Raw genomic sequence first — 19,253 nt, 5'->3', positions numbered from 1 at the left:
GCCTACTCCCCCAACGTCCCACGCGCCTCATCCGCCAAGGCGAAGAACCGTTCCCGCACCTCCGCCGCAAACGGGTTGTCGCGTTCGATGGCGCGGAAGACGGCGGGGCTGTCGTGGCGGACCATGTCGACGGCCTGCATCAGCCGGTCGAAGCTGGCGGTGGTCATGCGCGCGGGCAGGGGCTCCATGGCCATCAGGACGCGGGCGATCAGGTGGGTCAGGCCCTGGACCGTGGCGGCCTCGCGGTCGTGATCCTCGGGACTGACTGAAAAGACCTTCAGCCCCAGCGCCCGGCGGCAGAAGGCGGCGACGCGGCGGGCGTCCTTTCCGCCGCGCACATCGCACACGGCGATGCGCAGGCCCGCGATGCCGTCCTTGCCGCTCTGCGGGCCGAACAGCGGGTGGGTTCCGACGATCCGCACGCCTGGCGGCAGCAGGGCGTCCATCGCCTGCGCCGGCTTCACCTTCACCGAGCCCACGTCGATGACCAGGGCGTCGGGCGCCAGATGCGGGCGGATGGCGGCCAACGTCGCGTCCAGCGCCTCGACCGGCACGGCCAGCACCACCGTCGGACAGGCGGCGGCGGTCGCCAGGTCGGTCAGGGTCGCGACATTCTCGCCGTCCGTCGCTGCGGGATCATGGGCGAGGATGTCGAACCAGGGCGACAGATGCCACGCCGTCAGCCGCCCGAAGGCGCCGAAGCCGATCAGGCCGAGCTTTTCCGTTACCACCGTCACCCTCGGGCTTGTCCCGAGGGCCTACGGCGGACGCCCCCCGAACCGCGACGCGGAGGCGACGGCGCGTCACCCCCCGTCACCGTGTGCGCGGAACGGTGGGCCCTCGGGACAAGCCCGAGGGTGACGGATTTTATGTGAAGCCTCACAGCGTCTCCATGAACCGCACCGGCCGCCCGTGCGCCGATCCGATCAGTTCGCCGTCCTGCATCACCACCCGGCCGCGCACGATGGTCGCCATCGGCCAGCCGGTCGCCTCGACGCCGTCGAACGGAGTCCAGCCGCAGCGTGTCGCCTGCTGGTCGTGCGTGATCGTCTTCTTCGCCTTCAGATCGACGATGGTCAGGTCGGCGTCATAGCTGACGGCCATCCGCCCCTTGTTCGCCGTGCCGAACACCCGCTGGGCGCCGGCCGAGGTCAGGTCGATGAACCGCTCCAGGCTCAGCCGCCCATTCGCGACATGCGTCAGCATCAGCGGCACCAGCGTCTGCACCCCCGGCATGCCCGACGGCGAGGCCGGATAGGGTTTGGCCTTTTCTTCCTTGGTATGCGGCGCGTGATCGGAGCCCAGCACGTCGGCGACACCCTGCTGCATCCCCCACAGCCACAGGGCGTCCACATGCTCCTGTGACCGGATCGGCGGGTTCATCTGGGCGTAGCTGCCCAGCCGCTCATAGGCCTCGGGCGCGACCAGGGTCAGGTGCTGGGGCGTGATCTCGACGGTGGCGACATCCTTGTGGAAGCGCAGATACTCCATCTCGTCCTTCGTCGTGACGTGCAGCACATGAATGCGCGCGCCCGTCTCCTGGGCCAGGCCGACCAGGCGCCGCGTCGAGCGGATGGCGCTTTCGGCGTCGCGGACCTCGGGGTGGCTGGTCCAGTCGCCGGTGCGGGCCAGGCCGCGACGCTCGACCAGTCGGTATTCGTCCTCGGAATGGAAGGTGGCGCGGCGGCGCACGTTGGACAAAACCTTCCTCACCCCCTCGTCGTCGGCGATCAGCAGGTCGCCGGTCGAGGCGCCCATGAAGACCTTGACCCCGCAGCAGCCGGGCAACCGCTCCAGCTCCCCCAGATAGTCGGCGTTCTCGTGCGTGCCGCCGATATAGAAGGCGTGGTCGGTCCACATCCGGTCCTTCGCCCGGACCAGCTTGTCCGCCATGGTGTCGGGATCGGTGGTGTTGGGATTGGTGTTCGGCATCTCGAACACGGCGACGACCCCGCCCAGGGCCGCGGCGCGGCTGCCCGTCTCCAGATCCTCCTTCCACTCCAGCCCCGGCTCGCGGAAATGGACCTGGGTGTCGATCACACCCGGCAGGACCGTCAGGCCCGTGGCGTCGAACACCTCTCCGGCCGAGGCCTGCGACAGGTCGCCGATGAAGGCGATCTTGCCGTCGATCACCCCGACGTCGGCCAGCCCCCGCCCCGCATGGTTCGCCACCTCGCCGCCGCGGACGATCAGGTCATAGGTCTGGGTCATGGGGCGGCTCCTGCGGATGTTTCCGAGGTTCTAGCGGATGCCGCGCCATTCGTGAAAGCGACTAAACCCTCTCGCTCCCCCCGCGGGGGAGGGTGGTCAAGCCGCAGGCGAGACCGGGTGGGGAGGGCAAAGCAATACGGCACAGGTCCGTCGCAGGATCGCCGGGCCGCCCCCACCCGGCCGCTTCGCGTCCACCCTCCCCGGACGGGGAGGGAGATCGGGGTCAGCTCCGCGCCTTCAACATCCGCATCGCCGCCTTCAGCACCCGTTCCCACGGCAGGTCCATCATATGCTGGATCGCCTGGTTCAGCCGCGGGTCCAGCTTTTTGAACTCTTCAAACGTGCGTGGCCCCCGCACGGCCTCGCCCTTCCACGGTCCACGCACGGTCTCGTCCGACGGCCCGAACACCGCGACGACCGGCACGCCCGACGCCACGGCCAGCTGGGTCCAGATCGAATCCGCCCCGACGTACAGCACCGACTTGGACAGAGCCGCGACGGTCTGCAACCGCGTCAGCTTGCCTTGCAGTTCGATCACCCGCGCGCGCGGCACGGCGTAGCGGATGGTATGCGCCGCCTCGCGGTCGATCTCCTCGCCCACGATCATCAGCCGCCCGCCCGCCAGCGGCCCGTCGTCCGCCAGCAGCTTGGCCGCCACCTTGGCGTAGCGTTCGGCGGGCCAGCGCTTGCCCATCCATTCCACGCCCGGCCCGACCGCCAGGATCGGCCGGTCTTCCTCAGAACTGGCGCCGCCCGTCGCCGGGATCAGCGCCTCGACCTGCGCCCGCGTCTCATCCGACACATAGAGCCGGGGCGTCGGGATCTCCTCCGGCTCCAGCTTCAGCACCGCCGCCGCCGCTTCCACGGCATGCAGCCCCGGCGCATCCTTGCCCCGCACCGCCCGCTTTTGCCGCCTCAGCTTGCCCGACAGGTCCGAGCCGCGCATGTCCACGACCAGGCCCCATTTGGTCCCGCGCACCTGGTTCCACAGGGCGATCCATTCGAAATGGCCCTCGCGCTCCAGCACGATCAGCTTGGTCAGGCGCGGCGTATCGGCGAACAGCGGCGCGCTGGCGGCCGATCCGACGATGGTGAAGGTCGCATGCGGCAGGCTCTCGACCAGATGCGCCAGCACGCCCGAGGACAGCACGGCGTCCTCGGCGTCCGCCTCGGCGATATACAGGATGGGAAACCGCCCGATCATCCGTTGACGGATACAGGGATTCTATCGGCGGTTCAGCGCCAAACGCGTGTTTCCACAGGCAGGCGTCCTGCGTTACAGCGACGCGCATGAGCCAGTCCCCCGACCCTGCAGCCACCGCCGCCCTCAAACGCTTCAAGGCCCAGCGCGTCACGGCCATCTATCGGCTGGACCTGATCGCCAAGGGCGCGACCATTTCCTACGAGGACGGCACGCCCATCGACATGGCCTCCGAAAAGGCCCGGCTCGAAGCCGTCGTCGCCGACATGGACCGCCGCATCGCCCAGCTCGAACGCGCCCAGAAGACTGACGCCAAGGGGTGAGCCTTCCCCTCCTCCCCGGCCGAACCTGCGGCGGTTGCGTCGAATGCTGCCGTGTCATTCCGCTGGACCTGCCGGAACTGGCCAAGCCGACCGGCGAACTGTGCGCCTATTGCGTCGACGGCGCCGGTTGTTCGGTGCACGCCATCCGTCCCAGCACCTGTCGCATCTGGTTCTGCCTTTGGCGCGTGGTCGAGCTGTCCGACGACTGGCGGCCAGACCACAGCGGCGTCATCGTCCGCCCCGACGGGGTCGAGGACGGGATCATCACCCTGTATGTCCTGCGCCGTTCGGACTTCCTGGCCTCGCCCGAGTTCTTCATGACCGTCGCCGGCTGGATCGCCGAGGGGATCGAGGTGGCCCTCAGCATCCCTGGCCCGGTCGGGACCTATCCGGCCCGCGCCGTCGTCACCGATTGGCTGCGTCCGGCGATCGAGGACGGCGACCCGGCCGCCTTCCTGTCCCGCGTCCTGCGCTCGCTCGACACCCTGGCCGAGCATGATTTCCAGCCCGACGGCGTCGTGGCGCGATATGCCGTGACAACCCAGGATGGACCCGCAGCTTAGCCGAAGCTTAAGTCCTTGCCGCTATTCCAAAATCTGTAACGCCGCCGCTTTGAGAGACACGCCGGAAATGCAGGCCTGGGACGCGCTTCGACGCCCGATCTGGATGTTCGATCCGTCCGCCATGCGAGGCGTATACGCGAACGCCGCCGCCCTGGATCTGTGGGGCTCCGACAGCCTGGACGCCTTGCTGGCCCGCGACTTCAGCCAGATGTCCCCCGCCGTCCTGGCCCGCACCGAACGGCTGGCGCGCGAGACGGCGAACGGCGAAACCCTGTCCGAACACTGGACCTTCTATCCGAACGGCCGCCCGCTGACGGTGACGGCGATCATCTCGACCCATTGGCTGGACGACGGCACGCCGGTGCTGCTGTTCGAGGCCGCCTCCATTGAGGTCGAAAGCGAGGAGCGTCGCGCGGTCGAGGCCCTGCGTCACACCTCCACCCTGATCTCCCTGTTCGACAGCGAAGGCCGCCCGCTGTTCTCCAACCCGGCGGCCTTCGCGGCCTATGGCTCGACCACCCACCCCTTCGAAGCCCGGTTCGCGGAGCCGGAACGCGCCCAGCCCATGCTGGCCGCGGCCCTGTCCGGCGACCTGTCCTCGGACGTCTGCGAGATCATCACCCGCGAGGGCCTGCGCTGGCACCACCTCGACATCCGCCCGGTCATCGATCCGGTCACGGGCCAGCTGGGCGTCATGCTGACCGAGATCGACGTCACCGAACGGGTCGAGGCCGAACAGGCCCGCGTCGCCGCCGAACAGAAGACCGCCATGGCCGAGGCACGTCAGAAGTTCCTGACCGACATGTCGCACGAACTGCGCACGCCGCTGAATTCGGTCATCGGCTTCTCGGACCTGTTATCCAAGGCCGGCCTGGCCCAGGAACACGCCGACCACGCCGCCCGGATCAACGGCGCGGGCCAGCGCTTGTTGTCCGTGGTTAACGACATGATCGACCTGTCGGCCGACAACGTCATTCCCCTGCCGACGCCCGATGCCGTCATCGAGGAACCCGCGCCCGCCAATGAAGACGCCGCCGCCCTGCGCGTCCTCTATGTCGACGATCACGACAGCAACCGCGCCCTGGTCATGGCCGTCATGTCCGCCCAGGGCATCGTCTGCGCCACCGCCAACGACGGCGCGCAAGGGGTCGAGGCGGCCCGCGACGGCGACTGGGACGTGATCCTGATGGATATCCAGATGCCGGTGATGGACGGCGTCGATGCGACCCGCGCCATCCGCGCCCTGCCGGGTCTGGTCGGCCGCACGCCGATCCTGGCCCTGACCGCCAACACCCTGCCGGAACAGTTGATCCAGTACGAGGAGGCCGGCATGGACGACTGTATCGCCAAGCCGATGAACATCGTCGATCTGGTCACCCGCGTCACGGCCTGGGGCGCCAGCGACTGGCGCAACTTCGATCCCCTGTTCGATCCCGAGGCGGCCGCCGTCGCCTAAATTCGGCGCGGCGTCTTCTGGAGCCGCCGCCTGCGCCCTATCTTGGCCCCATGCCCATCGCCCGTCTCGACAGCCGCGCCCTGATCTCCGTTACGGGCGAGGACGCGAAACCCTTCCTGCACAATCTGCTGACCCAGGATGTGGAGACGCTGGCGGAGGGCGAACTGCGTTTCGGCGCCCTGCTGTCCCCCCCCGGCCGGCTGCTGTTCGACCTGTTTATCCTGGGCGAAGCTGACGGTGTCCTGCTGGATGTCGCGACTGAGCGCCGCGACGCCCTGCTCCAGCGCCTGTCGATGTACAAACTCCGCGCCAAGGTCCAGGTCGCCGCCGACGACCGCCCGGTCTTCGCCGCCTGGCCCAATACCGCACCCGGCTTCATCCCCGACCCCCGCACCCCGCTGATGGGCGGCCGCCTGTATGGCGAGGCCACGCCAGACGCCGCTCAGGCCGACTACGACGCCCACCGCCTGTCCATCGGCCTGCCCGATCCGACCGCCGATGCCCCTCAGGACAAGACCTATCCGATCGAGGCCGATTTCGACCTGTTGAACGGCATCGACTTCCAGAAGGGCTGTTTCGTCGGCCAGGAGACCACCTCGCGCATGAAACGCCGGGGAACGATCAAGAACCGGATGCTGCCGCTCGACTTCGACGGCCCGCCCCCCGCCTTCGGCGCCGAGGTGCTGAAGGGCGAACTGCGCGCGGGCGAGGTCCTGTCCGGCCGAGACGGTTCGGCCATGGCCCTGCTGCGGATCGACCGGCTCGACGGCGACCTGACCGTGGACGGCCGCCCTGTGCGCTTGCGCAAACCCGCCTGGATGGGCGAGGACGTCCTCCCTTCCTCCAACCTTTGAGTCCCCCGCCATGAAGATCGCCGACCAGATCGTCCTCGTCACCGGCGGCGCACGCGGCGTCGGCGCGGCCGCCGTTCGCGCCTTCGCCAACGAAGGCGCCCGCGTGATCATCAACTGGCGCGCCAGCGAGGGCGCCGCGACCGCCCTGGCCGCCGAGATCGGCGACCGCGCCGTCGCCCTCCAGGCCGACGTGACCGACCGCGCCGCCGTCGACGCCATGGTCGCCGCCGCGCAAGGCCATTTCGGCGCGCCCGTCACCACCGTGGTCAACAACGCCCTGGACTACAGCTTCAACGGCGACGCCCGGTCGCAGATGACCGATATCGGCTGGGACGAACTGGCGGCCCAATTCTCGACCGTCGTGCGCGGCGCCCTGAACGTCATCCAGGCGACCGCCCCCGGCATGGCGGCGGCCCGGTTCGGCCGCGTCGTCAACATCGGCACCAACCTGTTCCAGAACCCGGTCGTGCCCTATCACGACTACACCGCCGCCAAGGCCGCCCTGCTCAGCCTGACCCGCACCGCCGCCGGCGACCTGGGCCCCGACGGCATCACCGTCAACATGGTCTCGGGCGGCCTGCTCCGCACCACTGACGCCAGCGCCGCCACACCCGAAGCCGTCTTCGACCTCATCGCCGGCATGACGCCGCTGCGGTCGGTGACCACCCCCGAAGAATTTGCCGACGCCGTCCTCTTCTTCGCCTCGCCGTGGAGCCGTGCGGTGACCGGTCAGAACCTGGTGGTGGACGGCGGATTGGTGCGGGACTGAGGCCCATCCCCACGCGCTTCCTTCTCCCATTGGGAGAAGGTGGCCCGGAGGGCCGGATGAGGGGTTACGGTGTGGATCGCGTCGCACAACCTACCCCCTCACCCTTTCGCGCCAGAACGCCGGCTATCGCCGCCGTGCGCTCAAGCCCTCTCCCCATGGGAGAGGGGCGGAAACAACGAAATCGCGCCACCCATCCTATCGCAGCGAAACTTCCGCCCACATTTCCGCGAGTTGAAGACCACCAGCGTCAATCGACTTACCCCTCCTCCAACCGCCCTTACAATGCGCGGGTTTAGGGCCGGAGGAGACGAAAACTTGGACTCGTTGGACTCGTTGGACTGTTTTTTTCGCAGTCCAACTTCGCCCAGCCAAATTGCACTTTCTTGCACTTTGCACTGTTTTCGCAGGTGCAGTGCAATTCCGCCCCACCACCGATTTCAGACAATTGAGACTATTCAGACGGTGTTTTTCCGCCGCCGAGTCTGAAAACCCGCCCTTCCCCTCACCAGAACAGACTGGCAACCTCCGGCCATGACCGACTCACACGCAGAAGGCCGCTGCGGCTGGTGCGGGACCACCGACCCGCTCTACATCGCCTATCACGACACCGAATGGGGTGTGCCGGAACGCGACCCGCGCGCCCTGTGGGAGAAGCTGGTCCTCGACGGTTTCCAGGCCGGGCTCGCCTGGATCACCATCCTGCGTAAACGCGAAGGCATCCGCGACGCCTTCGACGGCTTCGACCCCGAAATCGTCGCCCGCTATGGCGAGGACGACATCCAACGTCTGTTGAACGATCCCCGCATCATCCGCTCGCGCGCCAAGATCAACGCCGCCATCCGGGGCGCCCAGATCTGGCTGGAGATGCGCGATAACAACGAAGACTTCTCCGCCTGGCTCTGGTCCTTCGTCGACGGCGAACCGATCCAGACGACCTACGCCGACTTCCGCCAGGCCCCGACCCAGACCGAACAGTCCGTCGCCATGGCCAAGGCGCTTAAGAAACGCGGCTTCAACTTCTGCGGCCCCGTGATCGTATACGCCTTCATGCAGGCCGTGGGCATGGTCAACGATCACCAGACGACCTGCTTCCGTCACGCCCAGGTTCGTGCGATGGCCGCGCATGGCTAAAGCCCCTGTCCGCGTGAAGACCGCCCGCACCGCCCCGACGCTGTCGCTGGAGGTCGCACTGATTCAGCGCGTCGGCGGCCTGGTGTGCGGCGTGGACGAGGCGGGGCGCGGACCGTGGGCCGGCCCGGTGTCGGCCGGAGCGGTCATCCTGAACCCCGACGACCTGCCCTTCGGTATCGACGATTCCAAGGCCCTGACGGAAAAGCGCCGCGCCGCTCTGGAACCCGAGATCAAGGCCCGCGCCATCGCCTGGGGCGTCGGCTTCGCCTCGGTGGAGGAGATCGAGGAACTGAACATTCTGCACGCCACCGGCTTGGCCATGTGTCGCGCCATCGAGGCGCTGCAGGTCCAGCCTGTCGCCGCCCTGGTTGACGGCAACTATCGCTTCAAACTGCCGTGCGAGATCCAGACCGTGGTCGGCGGCGACGGCCTGTCGCTATCCATCGCAGCGGCGTCGATCCTGGCCAAGACGGCGCGGGACCGTCTGATGATCGATCTGGACGCCCAATACCCCGGCTACGGCTTCGCCAGCCACAAGGGCTATAACGCGCCCATCCACCAGAACGCATTGAAAACATTAGGGCCCTGCCCCGCCCATCGGCGCAGCTGGTCGCCGATCAAGGCCCTGCTTCAAGACGCTTGAAGACGCCTCAGATGTGCATGAAGCCGCCCAGCAGCGCGCCCATCAGGGCCGCCACGGCGGCTCCGGCCAGCGCCATCATCCAGCGCGGCGGCGGGCTCAACTCGGGTTCAAGATCGACATGCTCGACCGACTGCGTCGCCTCGTTCGGTCGGCTATAGCGGGCGGCGTTGTGAGTGAAGGTCGGCCGTGCACCGGCCGCCGGCGCATCCCGGCCCCAGCCGCCCTCGGCGACGCGCGGAGCCCACGAACGCGGTTCCGCAGCGGGTCGGACGCGGTAATCGTCTGTGCGATCGGTGGTCGGATAGGTGTGCGGGCGCGGTTGCATACATCGACAACGACACGCCGCGATTCGCGTTCCGCAACTTGCGACTGTTGTTTTCGCTGCGCTTATGCGGCCACAGGCAGTTCGATCGGCCGATCCGTGACCACAAACAGGTGTTCGACGTTCTTCAGCCGCCCGACCTGACCGACCTTCTCGCCCTTGGGATTATGGATGCCGATCCGGGCGCCGACGTAACGCGGATGGGCCATCGACAGCACCTGGACATGGCCTCGCGCCGACAGCATCTCGACCAGTTCGGCCCGGCTCAGATACCCCTCGTCGTTGAAGCTGACGATCAGGTTCGGGGCCTTGACCCGCTCGATCACGGTCCTCAGCGCCGGGCCGATGCCGGGTCGGCTGTTGAAGGCGCTCTTGCGCGTCCTGACGTCCACCCGCTTGTTGGCGATCCCATAGGTCTCGGGCCGGTCCCACAGCACCAGGCTCTCCCAGCAGTGGTAGTTGGCCAGATAGGAATGCTGGTTATAGGGCGGGTCCAGATAGACCAGGTCCGCCTCGACCTGTTCGGCGATCTCGATCGCGTCGCCCTGCGTCGCCCTGCACGGCCCGCCGTCCACCGCCGCGACCATGTCCGGCGTCCGCAGCTCCAGCGTCTTCAGCGCCCTGGGCGCCCATTGCTTCATATAGGCCATCTGAACCCCGGCCGTGGAATCCACCCGATCCGCCGCCTCCATCAGACTGACCAGGACGATGGCCTTCAACTCGGGCTCCAGCCCCATGGCCTCGATCCGGTCGCGCATGGCGTCGATGCGCGCGCCGTTGTCGGGGTGGAAATAACGGGCGTCCTGGCAAAAGGCTTGGGTGAACCATCCGGCCTCGGGCTTCACCGTCCGCAACTCGGCCAGCACGGTCTCGACCCTGTCGATCCACCGCTCCCGATCCGCCTGGACATAGGCGGTCGCCAGGGCGTGGGCATAGGCGTTGTAGTCGTTCGACCAGACCTGGAAGCCCTGCTTCTTCAAGGCATGACCGACCCGCGCCGTACCCGAGAACAGGTCGCACACCCGCCCGCCCTGGGGCAGGACGCCGGCGACGGCGCCCGTCACATGGCCCAGCAGGGCGCGCTTGGAGCCGATGTATTTGATCATGACGCGGCCCGACTCATCCGCTCACCATAGCCGCTTCGCGCCCGACAGGGAGAGGTCCAGTTGGTGCGGGCGGCCGGGCTTGAACCGGCAAGGACTTTCGTCCGGCAGATTTTAAGTCTGCTGCGTCTACCAGTTTCGCCACGCCCGCGACCGGACCGGCTGTATAGCCAGCCCGTTCGTCGGGGCCAAGCGGGCTTAGCGCGCGGCGGGAGCCGCCGGCTTCATCGCACGGAAATCCACGTCGGAATCGGCGATCAGCCACAACAGGCCAGCCCAGGCGGCGACGTTCTGGTTCAGTTGCGCCGGGTCGATCTTGTCCAGCGTGTCGTTGGCGGTGTGGTGCAGGTCGAAATAGCGCGTGCCGTCCTGGGCCAGACCGAAGAAGGGCACGCCCAGCGGTCCCATCGGGCCGACATCGACGCCGCCATCGGTCTCGACCTCGTTCGAGGCCAAAACGCCGATGGGATAGAGGACACGCGTGGCGGCCTTCTGGAAGTCCGAACCTTGCGCGCCGGCGGGCAGGCGCAGGGCATAGACGCGGTCGGCGCCGAAATCGCTTTCGCCAGCGATGATATGCTTGTCCAGGGCCGCGCCTTGGCCCCGCGCATAGACGCCGCCGCCGTTGCCGGTCTGGGGCGTCGGCTGGGACACCTCCTCCGAACCGTAGAAGATCACGCGCAGGGTGCGGGCCGGGCGGCGGCCGCTGTCGGCGATGGCCTTGGCCGCCGCGACGGTGATGGCGCCCCCTGCCCCGTCGTCGATGGCGCCGGTGCCCAGGTCCCAGCTGTCCATGTGCGAGCCCAGGACGATGACCTCGTCCGGGCGTGTCGCTCCAGGCAGGTCGCCTATCACGTTCTGGCTGGTGGTCCGATAGGTGCGGGCGGTCGAGGTCAGGTGCATCCGCACCGGCTGACCCAGGGCGACCAGGCGGCTGACCTGATCGGCGTCGGGTGCGGCCAAGGCGAAGGCGGGGATGGTCGGCTTGCCGTCCACATAGCGGGTCGTGCCGGTGTGGGGCATACGGTCCTCGTCCGAACCCACCGACCGCATGACGAAGGCCGATGCGCCCTTGGCCGCTGCCACGCCGGGGCCGGCGCCGCGCACGCGGGTCTGGGGACCATAGCCGGAGCCGTCCTGCATGGGGTGCATCTGGCCCAGATCGACATAGACGATCTTGCCCCGCACGGCGGCGTCAGGCGCGGCCTGCAAATCCTCGAAGGTGGAGAACCGGACGATCTCGGCCTCGACGCCATTGCGTGGCGTGGCGGGCGAATGGCCCAAGGCGGCGGCGACCAGGGCCTGGGCGTTGTCGCCGACGATGGCGGCCGAGCTTTCGCCCCGCTCCCATCCGACCAGCGGGAACTCTTCGATGCGCACGTTCTGGAAGCCGTTGGCGCGCAGATAGTCGGCGGCCCAGGCGGCGGCCTGCTGCTCCGCGCGCGAGCCGGCCGGGCGCGCCCCGAACCGCGTCGTCAGCTGGGTGACATAGTCCATGGCGATGTTGGAGCGCATCGCGGCGTCGCGCACCACGATGGCCTGATCCACCGTCGCGGCGTCCTGGGCGTTCGCGACAGGGGCGAAGGCGACGAGACCCAGCGCAACGGCGCTGGCGGTCAGCAGGTGGATGGACATGGGCAGGCTCCGAACTCAGGCAAGAGCCGGAACCTAGGTAGGTTCAGTCGTTCTGGAAATAGGGTTCGACCGGGCCCTGCAGTTTGACGGTCAGGGCCTTGCCCTTGCGATCGACACGATTGCCCAGCGCCAGACGCACCCAGCCCTCGGAGACGCAGTATTCCTCGACATTGGTCTTTTCCTCGCCCTTGAAGCGGATGCCGACGCCACGTTGCAGCATTTCGGCGTCGTGATGGGGGCTGGACGGATCGACCGAGAGGCGATCGGGAGGCGTGTCGGACATGGTCTTCGAGCGAGCTCAGATTTTCGGCAAGGCGCGGTGATAGACGCGCGCGCGCCTCATGCCAATCCGAAACCGGGCGGCGGCGTGCTTATGGCAGCAGATGATAGTGCTGGACCACGGCGGCGATCATCACGGTTCCCGCCGTGGGAACGGCCAGGATGATGGCGCGGCGCAGGCGATGCGCGACGTAAAGCAGTTCTCCGACCATGGCGTCATCCTCGATGTGGTCGCTCTCTGACGGAGCGTTCGAAGATCATTGGTCGAACTGATCATCCCGTCGAGACGAAACGTCCGATCAGGGACCACAAATATCGTTACTGCACAGTTTGGCGCGGCTGGGCGTTGGGGGCGGCCGACGGCTGATAGGCCTGGGGACCGGCAGGCGGCGTAGCGGCGGGCGTCGCCGGACGACGTGCCGGCGTCGCAGCAGGGCGACGGGCGGGCGTGGCGGCAGGACGAGAGGCCGCTGGCCGGGGCGTCGGACGGGCCGCAGGCGTCGCGGTCGCGGCGGTTGGCTGCGCAACCGGCGCGGACGCAGGGGTTGCGGCGGCGGGCGTCGCAGCCGGCGGCGGCGTCGCGGCTTCGGCGGCGGCGGCGCGGGCGGCCATCTGCTGGGCCTGGAAGCGGGCGGCCAGCTTCTCGGTCAGTTCCTTGGCCTGGGGCGCCGTCATCTGGGCCATGATGGCGGCCAGGGTGCGCGGGCGCATGGCGGCGGCGACCGGCAGACGCACCCGGTCTTCCAGCGTCGCCATGACGGGGGCGGCCTCCTTGGGTCGCATGGCGGAATAGACCTGGACCAGGCGGTCGATCTCGGCCTTTTCGCGCTCGTCCACCTGACCGAGCATCTGCTTCATCTCGGCCTTAAGCGCCGCCAGCGCCTGGATCTTGGCCTCCAGCTTCTGTTCGGCGGCGACCATCAGCGGCAGGGTGGTGGCGAAGTCCTGATCGCGAGCGTCCAGCGCGGCGCGACGTTGCGACAATGACTGGATGATCTTCAGTTCGGCGGGCGAAATTCCGGCCTGCTGGGCCAGTTGTTCGGGCGACAGGGCGGAACAGGTCCCCGGCAGGACAGGCTTGATCGGCGCGCCGGCTGCAGCCGGCGCCGCCTCCTCGGCCCAGGCCTTGGCGCCGTCGAACAGGCCGGGCGCCACGCCGATGGCGCGCACGGCGACCACCCCGCCGATGGCGATGGCGATCAGGGGCAGAAGGCGGGGTAGACGGGCCATGAAATGGGGTTCCGAACTCAGGCGGCGAACAGGTCGTCGTCGAGATTACGACGCGCGGCGTTGAGGCTTTGTTTGGCGGAATGGTTAGCGGAGCGTCCGGCCGTCAGGGCATGGACGATGGCGGCGACATTGTCGCGACCGGCCGGGGCGGCGCTCGCTGCGGCGCGACGGCTGGTCGAGGGGCTGGCCAGACCCTGGATACGCTCGGCCAGAGCCGCCATGCGCTCGGCGCGTTCCTCGTCTTCGGTCGCGACCGGGGCGGCGACGGCGACGGGCGCGCGGCGGGCCGGCTCGTCCTCGACGATGCGAACGGGCGCGACGGCAGGGGCGCGGGCGATCAGGGTTTCGAGCTGGGCCTTCACCTCACGCGCCTTGATGATGCGGTCGTGCAGCAGGTCCGTCTCCTGGCCAGAGGCGCGCAGGGTCGCCAGGGCATTCTCGGCGCGACCGGCGGCGTTGTTCAGCTCGCTCACCGCCTGGGCGAAGGCCAGTTGTCCGGCGCGCAGGGCGGCCAGCTTGCGTTCCAGCTTGATGCCGTAGCCGACCGCTGCGACCAGCAGCAGCATCAGCACCGCGTCCATGATCATTCCGGCCATCAGACATTCACTCCCAGGCGGGCGGCGGCTTCGGGATTGACCGGCCCTTCGACGCGTATGGCGATGTGCTGACCCTTGCGGCCCATGCGGCCGGTGGTCAGCGGTATGGAACCGGCGCGGATCGAGACCTCGGAATCCGGCGTCGCATTCAGCATCAGCGTGTCGCCGACCTTGAGATTCAGCACGGTCGAGAGCGGCATCTGCTGCTCGTCCAGCACGGCGCGGACCTCGGTCTCGGTCGTCCATATCTCGGTGGCCAAGTGGCCTTCCCAGATGTTGTCGCGGCCGAACTTCTCGCCCATGAACTGCTGCAGCAGCATCTTGCGGATCGGCTCCAGCGTCGCATAGGGCAGCAGCAGTTCGATCCGGCCGCCGCGATCCTCCATGTCGATCCGCAGCTTGATCAGGATGGCGGCGTTGGCCGGGCGCGCGATGGCGGCGAAGCGCGGATTGGTCTCCAGCCGGTCTAGGTTGAAGTGGACGGGCGTCAGGGGCTCGAACGCCTGGCGGGCATCGTTCAGCACCACCTCGACCATCCGCTGCACCAACACGCGTTCGATGGTGGTGTAGGGCCGACCCTCGATCCGAAGCGCCGCCGTGCCGCGGCGACCGCCCAGCAACACATCCACGATCGAATAGATCAGGTTGGAATCGACCGTCAGCAGCCCGTAATTGTCCAGCTCCTCGGCGCGAAACACCGCCAGGATGGCCGGTAGCGGGATCGAGTTCAGATAGTCGCCGAACCGGATCGACGAGATGTTGTCCAGGCTGACTTCGACGTTGTCGGAGGTGAAGTTGCGAAGGCTGGTCGTCATCAACCGCACCAGGCGGTCGAACACGATCTCCAGCATCGGCAGCCGCTCGTAGCTGACGAGCGCGGAGTTGATGATGGCCCGGATGCCCGAGCGTTCCGAGCCGTCGTCGTCGCCCAGGTCGAAGCCCAGCAGGCTGTCGATCTCGTCCTGGTTCAGGACGCGTTCGGACAGGGCGTCGCCGGGATCGCCTAGACCGCCGAACGGGTCGAGCTGGGCTGCGTCGGTCATGCCTATTGCACCAGCATTTCTTCGATCAGCACGGCGTCGATCTTGCCCGGCGCGGCGATCAGATTGACGCGGCGCAGGATCTCGGCCCGCAGCTGATAGGTGCCGGCCGAACCGCTCAGGTCCTCGGGGCGCAGCTCGCGCACGAAGCCGGTGAACATGTCCTGCAGGCGCGGCATCTCTTCCTGCAGATGGGTCGCCACCTCGGCGTCCTGCATTTCCAGCGTCAGCTTCAGCTTCAGGAAGGTCGGACGACCGTCGGGCGACTGAATGTTCATCACCATGTCCGGCAGGGTGTAGAAGGTGACGCCGTCAGGCCCCGGCGCGATGACGCCCAGCGACGGGTCCGCCTCGCCGCCCTCGGCGCCGCCGCCGTGACCGCCGGCTTCCTTCTTCTCTTCCTTGCCGTGCTCGGCCTTCGCGTCCGCCTTCTCTTCGCCGTGCCCCGCTTCAGCCTCGGCGCCGTGCGCCTCTGCGGGCTTGGGCTTCAGCATGAAGAAGGCGGCGGCACCGCCCCCGCCCAGCACCAGAAGCGCGACAGGCGCGATGATGAACAGCAGCGGCAGCTTCTTTTTCTTGGGTGCGGCGGCGTCGTCGCCTTCGACAGCGGCCTCGCCCTCCTTCACGGCAGGCAGATTGGCGTCCGCAGCGGGATCACCCTTCTTCTTGCCAAACTTGAACATGCGCGCGCCCCGGAGACTCTCTCATGACGAGGATCGTCGGGTTTGGTTAACGCGACGTTTACAATGGGCAGGATTTGCCGGGTCATCTGGGGGTCGATGGCGCTCAAACCCGCATTCCGCCTGGATTAACCCTGTTGGCACGGCTGTTGCGAGGGACGAGAGCGAAGGAGCACGCCTCTCGTGGAAAACGCCGCCTATATTGGACTGTCACGCCAGATGACGCTGCGCCGCGAACTGGACATCGTGGCCAACAACGTCGCCAACGCCAACACGACCGGCTTCAAGGTCGAGCAGTTGATGCTGGGGACCGAGATCGGCCAGCGCGCCCGCAACGACTCCATCCGCCCCTCGGCCAGCTTCGTGCTGGACAACGGCGTGGGACGCGATTTCGGCCAGGGATCGATGCAGCAGACCGGCCGCGCCCTGGACTTCGCCATCGCCGGCGAAGGCGCCTTCTTCACCGTGCGCGATGGCGCGAACGGCGAGGCCTACACCCGCGACGGCGCCTTCACGATGGACCCGGAAGGCCGCCTGACCACCAAACAGGGCCAGGCTGTCCTGGGCGGCGGGGCCGAGATCGTCCTGGACCCCAACCTTGGCGCGCCCAGCGTCGGCGCCGACGGCACCATCACCCAGGAAGGCCAGGTCACCGGCCGTCTGTCGGTCGTGCGTTTCGAGGCGCTGGGCGTGCTCGAAAAGGGTGGCGACAGCCTGTACCGCAACAACTCCAACACCCAGCCGATCGAGGCGGCCGACGCCCAGGTCCACCAGGGCTCGCTGGAATCGTCCAACGTCAACTCGTTGATCGAAATCACCAATCTCGTCGAGATCAGCCGCGCCTATGAGAGCATTTCGCGCATGATCGAAAACACCAATGACCTTAGCCGTCGCGCCGTCGAGCGCCTCGGCAAGGCCGCTTAAGGGAGCCCCTCAAGTAGCGAGACGCCGAGCGTCGAGCGATAGGGAGAAAAACAATGCGCGCACTTCGCACCGCCGCCTCGGGCATGGCCGCCCAGCAGCTGAACGTGGAGGTCATCTCCAACAACATCGCCAACATGAACACGGTGGGCTTCAAGAAGCAGCGCGCCGAGTTCCAGGATCTGCTCTATCAGAACGTCGAACGCATGGGGGCCCAGTCCTCGTCCGCCGGCACCGTGGTTCCGACGGGCATCCAGATCGGCGCGGGCGTCAAGGCCGGCGCGGTCTACCGGGTCACCGAACAGGGCACGCCCCAGGCGACCGGCAACCCCTACGACATGGCCATCGACGGCAAGGGCTATTTCCAGATCACCCTGCCCTCGGGCGAGATGGGCTATACTCGCGCCGGCAACCTGCAGGTCAGCCCGGAAGGCCAGATCGTCACCGACGACGGCTATCTGCTGGAACCGGCCATCACCATCCCGCAGGACACCACCAAACTGTCGATCTCCAAGACCGGCCTGGTGCAGGTGACGCAGGACGGCCAGACGGCCCCGACCACGGTCGGCCAGATCGAACTGGCCAACTTCTTCAACGAAGCCGGCCTGGAAGCCATCGGCGACAACCTGCTGCTGGAAACCGCCGCCTCGGGCCCGGCCATCGTCGGCACGCCCGGCGACATCGGCTTCGGCCAGGTCATGCAGGCCTATACGGAGTCTTCGAACGTGGACGCCGTGTCGGAGATCAGCGCCCTGATCGTGGCCCAGCGGGCCTACGAGATGAACTCAAAGGTCATCAGCACCGCCGACCAGATGCTGTCGGTCGCCTCGCAAGTGAAGGGCTGAGCCATGACCCTGATCCGCTCTCTCCTGCTCGCCGCCACCGTCGGCGCCATGTCCAGCGCTGCATTCGCCGGCCCCGTCGTCCTGCGCGCCAATCCCGTCGATGACGACGGCCGGGTCACCCTGGGCGATCTGTTCGAAGGCGCGGGCGCCGCGGCCAATGTCGCCGTCGCCGAGCGCGTCGGACCCTCGGTCGTGCTGGAAGCCGGCCAGCTTCAGGCCCTGGCCCGCCAGGCCGGCCTCGACTGGAGCAATCCCAACGGTCTGCGTCGCGTCGCCGTGCGTCGCGCAACGGGTCCGGTCCAGACAGCGTCGGACGTGACGTTTCAGCCTGTGGCGCAGTCCGCCGTCCAGCCGGTCGCACGCGCCGCCTACCGCTCCGGCGCCGCACCGCAGGTCATCGCCCGCAACGATATGGTGCGCGTCACCTATCAGGTCGGCGGCGTGAACCTGGCCGTCATGGGCAAGGCCATGCGCAGCGCCGGCCTGGGCGAACCCGTCGCCATCATGAACACCACCTCCAACCGCGTCATCGACGCGGTCGCCTCCGGTCCCGGCCAGGCCATCGCCGGCCCCGCCGGCGACGCCGCCCGCGCCAATCCCCAACAGTTCGCCGCCCGCTAGGGAATCCTCGTCATGCGTAAAGCCATCCTGAGCCTCGCCGCCCTCACCTCGATCATGGCCCCGCTGGCCGCCTGCTCGACCGTCGCCGAGACCGTGCGCGGTCCCGAACTGGCCCCCATCGGCTATCCCGCCGCCCTGATTCCGGCGCAGCAGGCCTATCTGCCGGCGCGCGAGACCGCGCCCGCCAGCGCCAACAGCCTGTGGCGCACCGGCGCCCGCACCTTCTTCGGCGACCAGCGCGCGCGCCACATCGGCGACATCCTGACGGTCAAGATCGACATCGACGACCGCGCCCAGACCCAGAACTCGACCCAGAGGTCACGCTCCAACAACATCACCAGCGGCGTCTCCAACCTGTTCGGCCTGGAAAGCAGCCTGGGTCGCGCCTTCCCCGGCGGTTTCGATCCTTCCGCCATGGTCGGCATGGAGGGCGATCTGAAATCGGCGGGCTCTGGAACCGTCAACCGCGCCGAAAAAGTGTCGCTGACCATCGCCGCCGTCGTCACGGATGTCCTGGCCAACGGCAATCTGGTGATCCAGGGCCGGCAGGAAGTGCGCACCAACCGCGAGGTCCGCGAACTGACCGTCGCCGGCATCGTGCGGCCCGAGGACATTTCGTCCGCCAACGCCATCAATCACACCCAGATCGCCGAGGCCCGCATCTCTTACGGCGGTCGCGGCGACGTCAGCCGCGTTCAGGCCCCGCCGGTGGGTCAGGCTCTGGTCGAGCGGTTCAGCCCGTTCTGATCGCCGCCGTGAACTGTTGACGGATAACCGCGTTCAGCCTTGATGCGTCGGTCTGGTCTATTGCGGTTATGGCCGGGTCTGAC

The 19,253-nt window shown here is 67.9% G+C and carries 22 protein-coding genes and 1 tRNA gene; 11 read left to right on the top strand and 12 right to left on the bottom strand.

The window, feature by feature from the left end:
• Nucleotides 1-2 precede the first annotated feature (2 nt).
• The 3 genes from ACQY72_RS14675 to ACQY72_RS14665 form a co-directional block, all read right to left on the bottom strand.
• Nucleotides 3-737, bottom strand: coding sequence for a prephenate dehydrogenase/arogenate dehydrogenase family protein (locus ACQY72_RS14675; RefSeq protein ID WP_428154471.1), 735 nt, complete (start codon nt 735-737; stop codon nt 3-5).
• Nucleotides 738-879: 142 nt separating this feature from the next.
• On the bottom strand, nt 880-2,211 hold the full coding sequence (locus ACQY72_RS14670) for a dihydroorotase (protein ID WP_428154470.1): 1,332 nt from the start codon (nt 2,209-2,211) through the stop codon (nt 880-882).
• Nucleotides 2,212-2,434: 223 nt separating this feature from the next.
• Nucleotides 2,435-3,415, bottom strand: a complete 981-nt coding sequence (locus ACQY72_RS14665; protein ID WP_428154469.1) for a glycosyltransferase family 9 protein — start codon at nt 3,413-3,415, stop codon at nt 2,435-2,437.
• Nucleotides 3,416-3,501: 86 nt separating this feature from the next.
• Between ACQY72_RS14665 and ACQY72_RS14660 the strand changes: the two genes are divergently transcribed.
• The 7 genes from ACQY72_RS14660 (at nt 3,502) to ACQY72_RS14630 (ending at nt 9,151) form a co-directional block, all read left to right on the top strand.
• A complete protein-coding gene (locus ACQY72_RS14660) occupies nt 3,502-3,735 on the top strand; it encodes a hypothetical protein (RefSeq protein WP_428154467.1) in 234 nt (77 codons plus the stop codon).
• Nucleotides 3,732-4,298 (top strand): hypothetical protein, encoded by a 567-nt coding sequence (locus ACQY72_RS14655; RefSeq protein ID WP_428154465.1) that lies wholly within the window; start codon nt 3,732-3,734, stop codon nt 4,296-4,298. The genes ACQY72_RS14660 and ACQY72_RS14655 overlap by 4 nt, the downstream gene beginning before the upstream one ends.
• Before the next feature lie 67 nt (nt 4,299-4,365).
• Nucleotides 4,366-5,754: a response regulator gene (locus ACQY72_RS14650; protein ID WP_428154464.1), complete on the top strand. Its 1,389-nt coding sequence runs from the start codon at nt 4,366-4,368 to the stop codon at nt 5,752-5,754.
• Between the two features lie 50 nt (nt 5,755-5,804).
• Nucleotides 5,805-6,608, top strand: a complete 804-nt coding sequence (locus ACQY72_RS14645) for a YgfZ/GcvT domain-containing protein (RefSeq protein WP_428154462.1) — start codon at nt 5,805-5,807, stop codon at nt 6,606-6,608.
• A 10-nt stretch (nt 6,609-6,618) separates the two neighbouring features.
• A complete protein-coding gene (locus ACQY72_RS14640) occupies nt 6,619-7,377 on the top strand; it encodes a 3-oxoacyl-ACP reductase (protein ID WP_428154461.1) in 759 nt (252 codons plus the stop codon).
• A 531-nt stretch (nt 7,378-7,908) separates the two neighbouring features.
• Complete coding sequence (locus tag ACQY72_RS14635; RefSeq protein WP_428154459.1) at nt 7,909-8,508, top strand: DNA-3-methyladenine glycosylase I; 600 nt, start codon at nt 7,909-7,911, stop codon at nt 8,506-8,508.
• On the top strand, nt 8,501-9,151 hold the full coding sequence (locus tag ACQY72_RS14630) for a ribonuclease HII (RefSeq protein WP_428154457.1): 651 nt from the start codon (nt 8,501-8,503) through the stop codon (nt 9,149-9,151). Before ACQY72_RS14635 ends, ACQY72_RS14630 begins: the two co-directional genes overlap by 8 nt.
• Nucleotides 9,152-9,158: 7 nt before the next feature.
• Here ACQY72_RS14630 and ACQY72_RS14625 read toward each other — a convergent pair whose 3' ends face one another.
• The 9 genes from ACQY72_RS14625 to ACQY72_RS14585 form a co-directional block, all read right to left on the bottom strand.
• Nucleotides 9,159-9,476, bottom strand: coding sequence for a hypothetical protein (locus tag ACQY72_RS14625; protein ID WP_428154455.1), 318 nt, complete (start codon nt 9,474-9,476; stop codon nt 9,159-9,161).
• A 62-nt stretch (nt 9,477-9,538) separates the two neighbouring features.
• The gene (locus ACQY72_RS14620; RefSeq protein ID WP_428154454.1) at nt 9,539-10,579 is read right to left on the bottom strand and encodes a DNA adenine methylase; all 1,041 of its coding nucleotides are present in this window, start codon (nt 10,577-10,579) and stop codon (nt 9,539-9,541) included.
• Nucleotides 10,580-10,640: 61 nt separating this feature from the next.
• Nucleotides 10,641-10,727 (bottom strand) — tRNA-Leu (locus tag ACQY72_RS14615).
• A gap of 47 nt (nt 10,728-10,774) precedes the next feature.
• Nucleotides 10,775-12,211, bottom strand: a complete 1,437-nt coding sequence (locus ACQY72_RS14610) for a M20/M25/M40 family metallo-hydrolase (RefSeq protein ID WP_428154453.1) — start codon at nt 12,209-12,211, stop codon at nt 10,775-10,777.
• A 43-nt stretch (nt 12,212-12,254) separates the two neighbouring features.
• A complete protein-coding gene (locus ACQY72_RS14605; RefSeq protein ID WP_428154452.1) occupies nt 12,255-12,494 on the bottom strand; it encodes a DUF3297 family protein in 240 nt (79 codons plus the stop codon).
• A gap of 314 nt (nt 12,495-12,808) precedes the next feature.
• Nucleotides 12,809-13,720, bottom strand: a complete 912-nt coding sequence (locus tag ACQY72_RS14600; RefSeq protein ID WP_428154451.1) for a MotE family protein — start codon at nt 13,718-13,720, stop codon at nt 12,809-12,811.
• Between the two features lie 17 nt (nt 13,721-13,737).
• Complete coding sequence (locus ACQY72_RS14595) at nt 13,738-14,316, bottom strand: DUF6468 domain-containing protein (RefSeq protein ID WP_428154450.1); 579 nt, start codon at nt 14,314-14,316, stop codon at nt 13,738-13,740.
• The gene (gene fliM / locus ACQY72_RS14590) at nt 14,316-15,359 is read right to left on the bottom strand and encodes a flagellar motor switch protein FliM (protein ID WP_372693138.1); all 1,044 of its coding nucleotides are present in this window, start codon (nt 15,357-15,359) and stop codon (nt 14,316-14,318) included. The genes ACQY72_RS14595 and fliM overlap by 1 nt, the downstream gene beginning before the upstream one ends.
• A 2-nt stretch (nt 15,360-15,361) precedes the next feature.
• On the bottom strand, nt 15,362-16,039 hold the full coding sequence (locus ACQY72_RS14585; RefSeq protein WP_428154448.1) for a flagellar basal body-associated FliL family protein: 678 nt from the start codon (nt 16,037-16,039) through the stop codon (nt 15,362-15,364).
• Between the two features lie 180 nt (nt 16,040-16,219).
• Here ACQY72_RS14585 and flgF point away from each other — a divergent pair, with 180 nt between their 5' ends.
• The 4 genes from flgF to flgH are packed head-to-tail and all read left to right on the top strand — an operon-like array spanning nt 16,220 to nt 19,170.
• Nucleotides 16,220-16,960 (top strand): flagellar basal-body rod protein FlgF, encoded by a 741-nt coding sequence (flgF, locus tag ACQY72_RS14580; RefSeq protein ID WP_135195044.1) that lies wholly within the window; start codon nt 16,220-16,222, stop codon nt 16,958-16,960.
• Between the two features lie 53 nt (nt 16,961-17,013).
• Entirely contained in the window at nt 17,014-17,802 is a 789-nt protein-coding gene (gene flgG / locus ACQY72_RS14575) for a flagellar basal-body rod protein FlgG (protein WP_428154446.1), read from the top strand.
• A 3-nt stretch (nt 17,803-17,805) separates the two neighbouring features.
• On the top strand, nt 17,806-18,423 hold the full coding sequence (locus ACQY72_RS14570) for a flagella basal body P-ring formation protein FlgA (RefSeq protein ID WP_428154444.1): 618 nt from the start codon (nt 17,806-17,808) through the stop codon (nt 18,421-18,423).
• Nucleotides 18,424-18,435: 12 nt separating this feature from the next.
• On the top strand, nt 18,436-19,170 hold the full coding sequence (gene flgH, locus ACQY72_RS14565) for a flagellar basal body L-ring protein FlgH (RefSeq protein ID WP_428154443.1): 735 nt from the start codon (nt 18,436-18,438) through the stop codon (nt 19,168-19,170).
• Nucleotides 19,171-19,253: the final 83 nt, after the last annotated feature.

The sequence above is a fragment of the Brevundimonas sp. genome, from assembly GCF_965279155.1.
GTDB lineage: Bacteria > Pseudomonadota > Alphaproteobacteria > Caulobacterales > Caulobacteraceae > Brevundimonas.
This window is presented reverse-complemented; position numbering and strand designations above follow the sequence as displayed.

Coding starts and splice junctions, on each gene's coding strand:
- ACQY72_RS14635 (WP_428154459.1), top strand. CDS start 7,909: ATGACCGACTCACACGCAGAAGGCCGCTGCGGCTGGTGCGGGACCACC.
- ACQY72_RS14620 (WP_428154454.1), bottom strand. CDS start 10,579: ATGATCAAATACATCGGCTCCAAGCGCGCCCTGCTGGGCCATGTGACG.
- ACQY72_RS14660 (WP_428154467.1), top strand. CDS start 3,502: ATGAGCCAGTCCCCCGACCCTGCAGCCACCGCCGCCCTCAAACGCTTC.
- ACQY72_RS14570 (WP_428154444.1), top strand. CDS start 17,806: ATGACCCTGATCCGCTCTCTCCTGCTCGCCGCCACCGTCGGCGCCATG.
- ACQY72_RS14605 (WP_428154452.1), bottom strand. CDS start 12,494: ATGTCCGACACGCCTCCCGATCGCCTCTCGGTCGATCCGTCCAGCCCC.
- ACQY72_RS14610 (WP_428154453.1), bottom strand. CDS start 12,211: ATGTCCATCCACCTGCTGACCGCCAGCGCCGTTGCGCTGGGTCTCGTC.
- ACQY72_RS14585 (WP_428154448.1), bottom strand. CDS start 16,039: ATGTTCAAGTTTGGCAAGAAGAAGGGTGATCCCGCTGCGGACGCCAAT.
- ACQY72_RS14600 (WP_428154451.1), bottom strand. CDS start 13,720: ATGGCCCGTCTACCCCGCCTTCTGCCCCTGATCGCCATCGCCATCGGC.
- flgG (WP_428154446.1), top strand. CDS start 17,014: ATGCGCGCACTTCGCACCGCCGCCTCGGGCATGGCCGCCCAGCAGCTG.
- ACQY72_RS14665 (WP_428154469.1), bottom strand. CDS start 3,415: ATGATCGGGCGGTTTCCCATCCTGTATATCGCCGAGGCGGACGCCGAG.
- ACQY72_RS14645 (WP_428154462.1), top strand. CDS start 5,805: ATGCCCATCGCCCGTCTCGACAGCCGCGCCCTGATCTCCGTTACGGGC.
- ACQY72_RS14595 (WP_428154450.1), bottom strand. CDS start 14,316: ATGGCCGGAATGATCATGGACGCGGTGCTGATGCTGCTGCTGGTCGCA.
- ACQY72_RS14640 (WP_428154461.1), top strand. CDS start 6,619: ATGAAGATCGCCGACCAGATCGTCCTCGTCACCGGCGGCGCACGCGGC.
- fliM (WP_372693138.1), bottom strand. CDS start 15,359: ATGACCGACGCAGCCCAGCTCGACCCGTTCGGCGGTCTAGGCGATCCC.
- ACQY72_RS14630 (WP_428154457.1), top strand. CDS start 8,501: ATGGCTAAAGCCCCTGTCCGCGTGAAGACCGCCCGCACCGCCCCGACG.
- ACQY72_RS14670 (WP_428154470.1), bottom strand. CDS start 2,211: ATGACCCAGACCTATGACCTGATCGTCCGCGGCGGCGAGGTGGCGAAC.
- flgH (WP_428154443.1), top strand. CDS start 18,436: ATGCGTAAAGCCATCCTGAGCCTCGCCGCCCTCACCTCGATCATGGCC.
- ACQY72_RS14625 (WP_428154455.1), bottom strand. CDS start 9,476: ATGCAACCGCGCCCGCACACCTATCCGACCACCGATCGCACAGACGAT.
- ACQY72_RS14650 (WP_428154464.1), top strand. CDS start 4,366: ATGCAGGCCTGGGACGCGCTTCGACGCCCGATCTGGATGTTCGATCCG.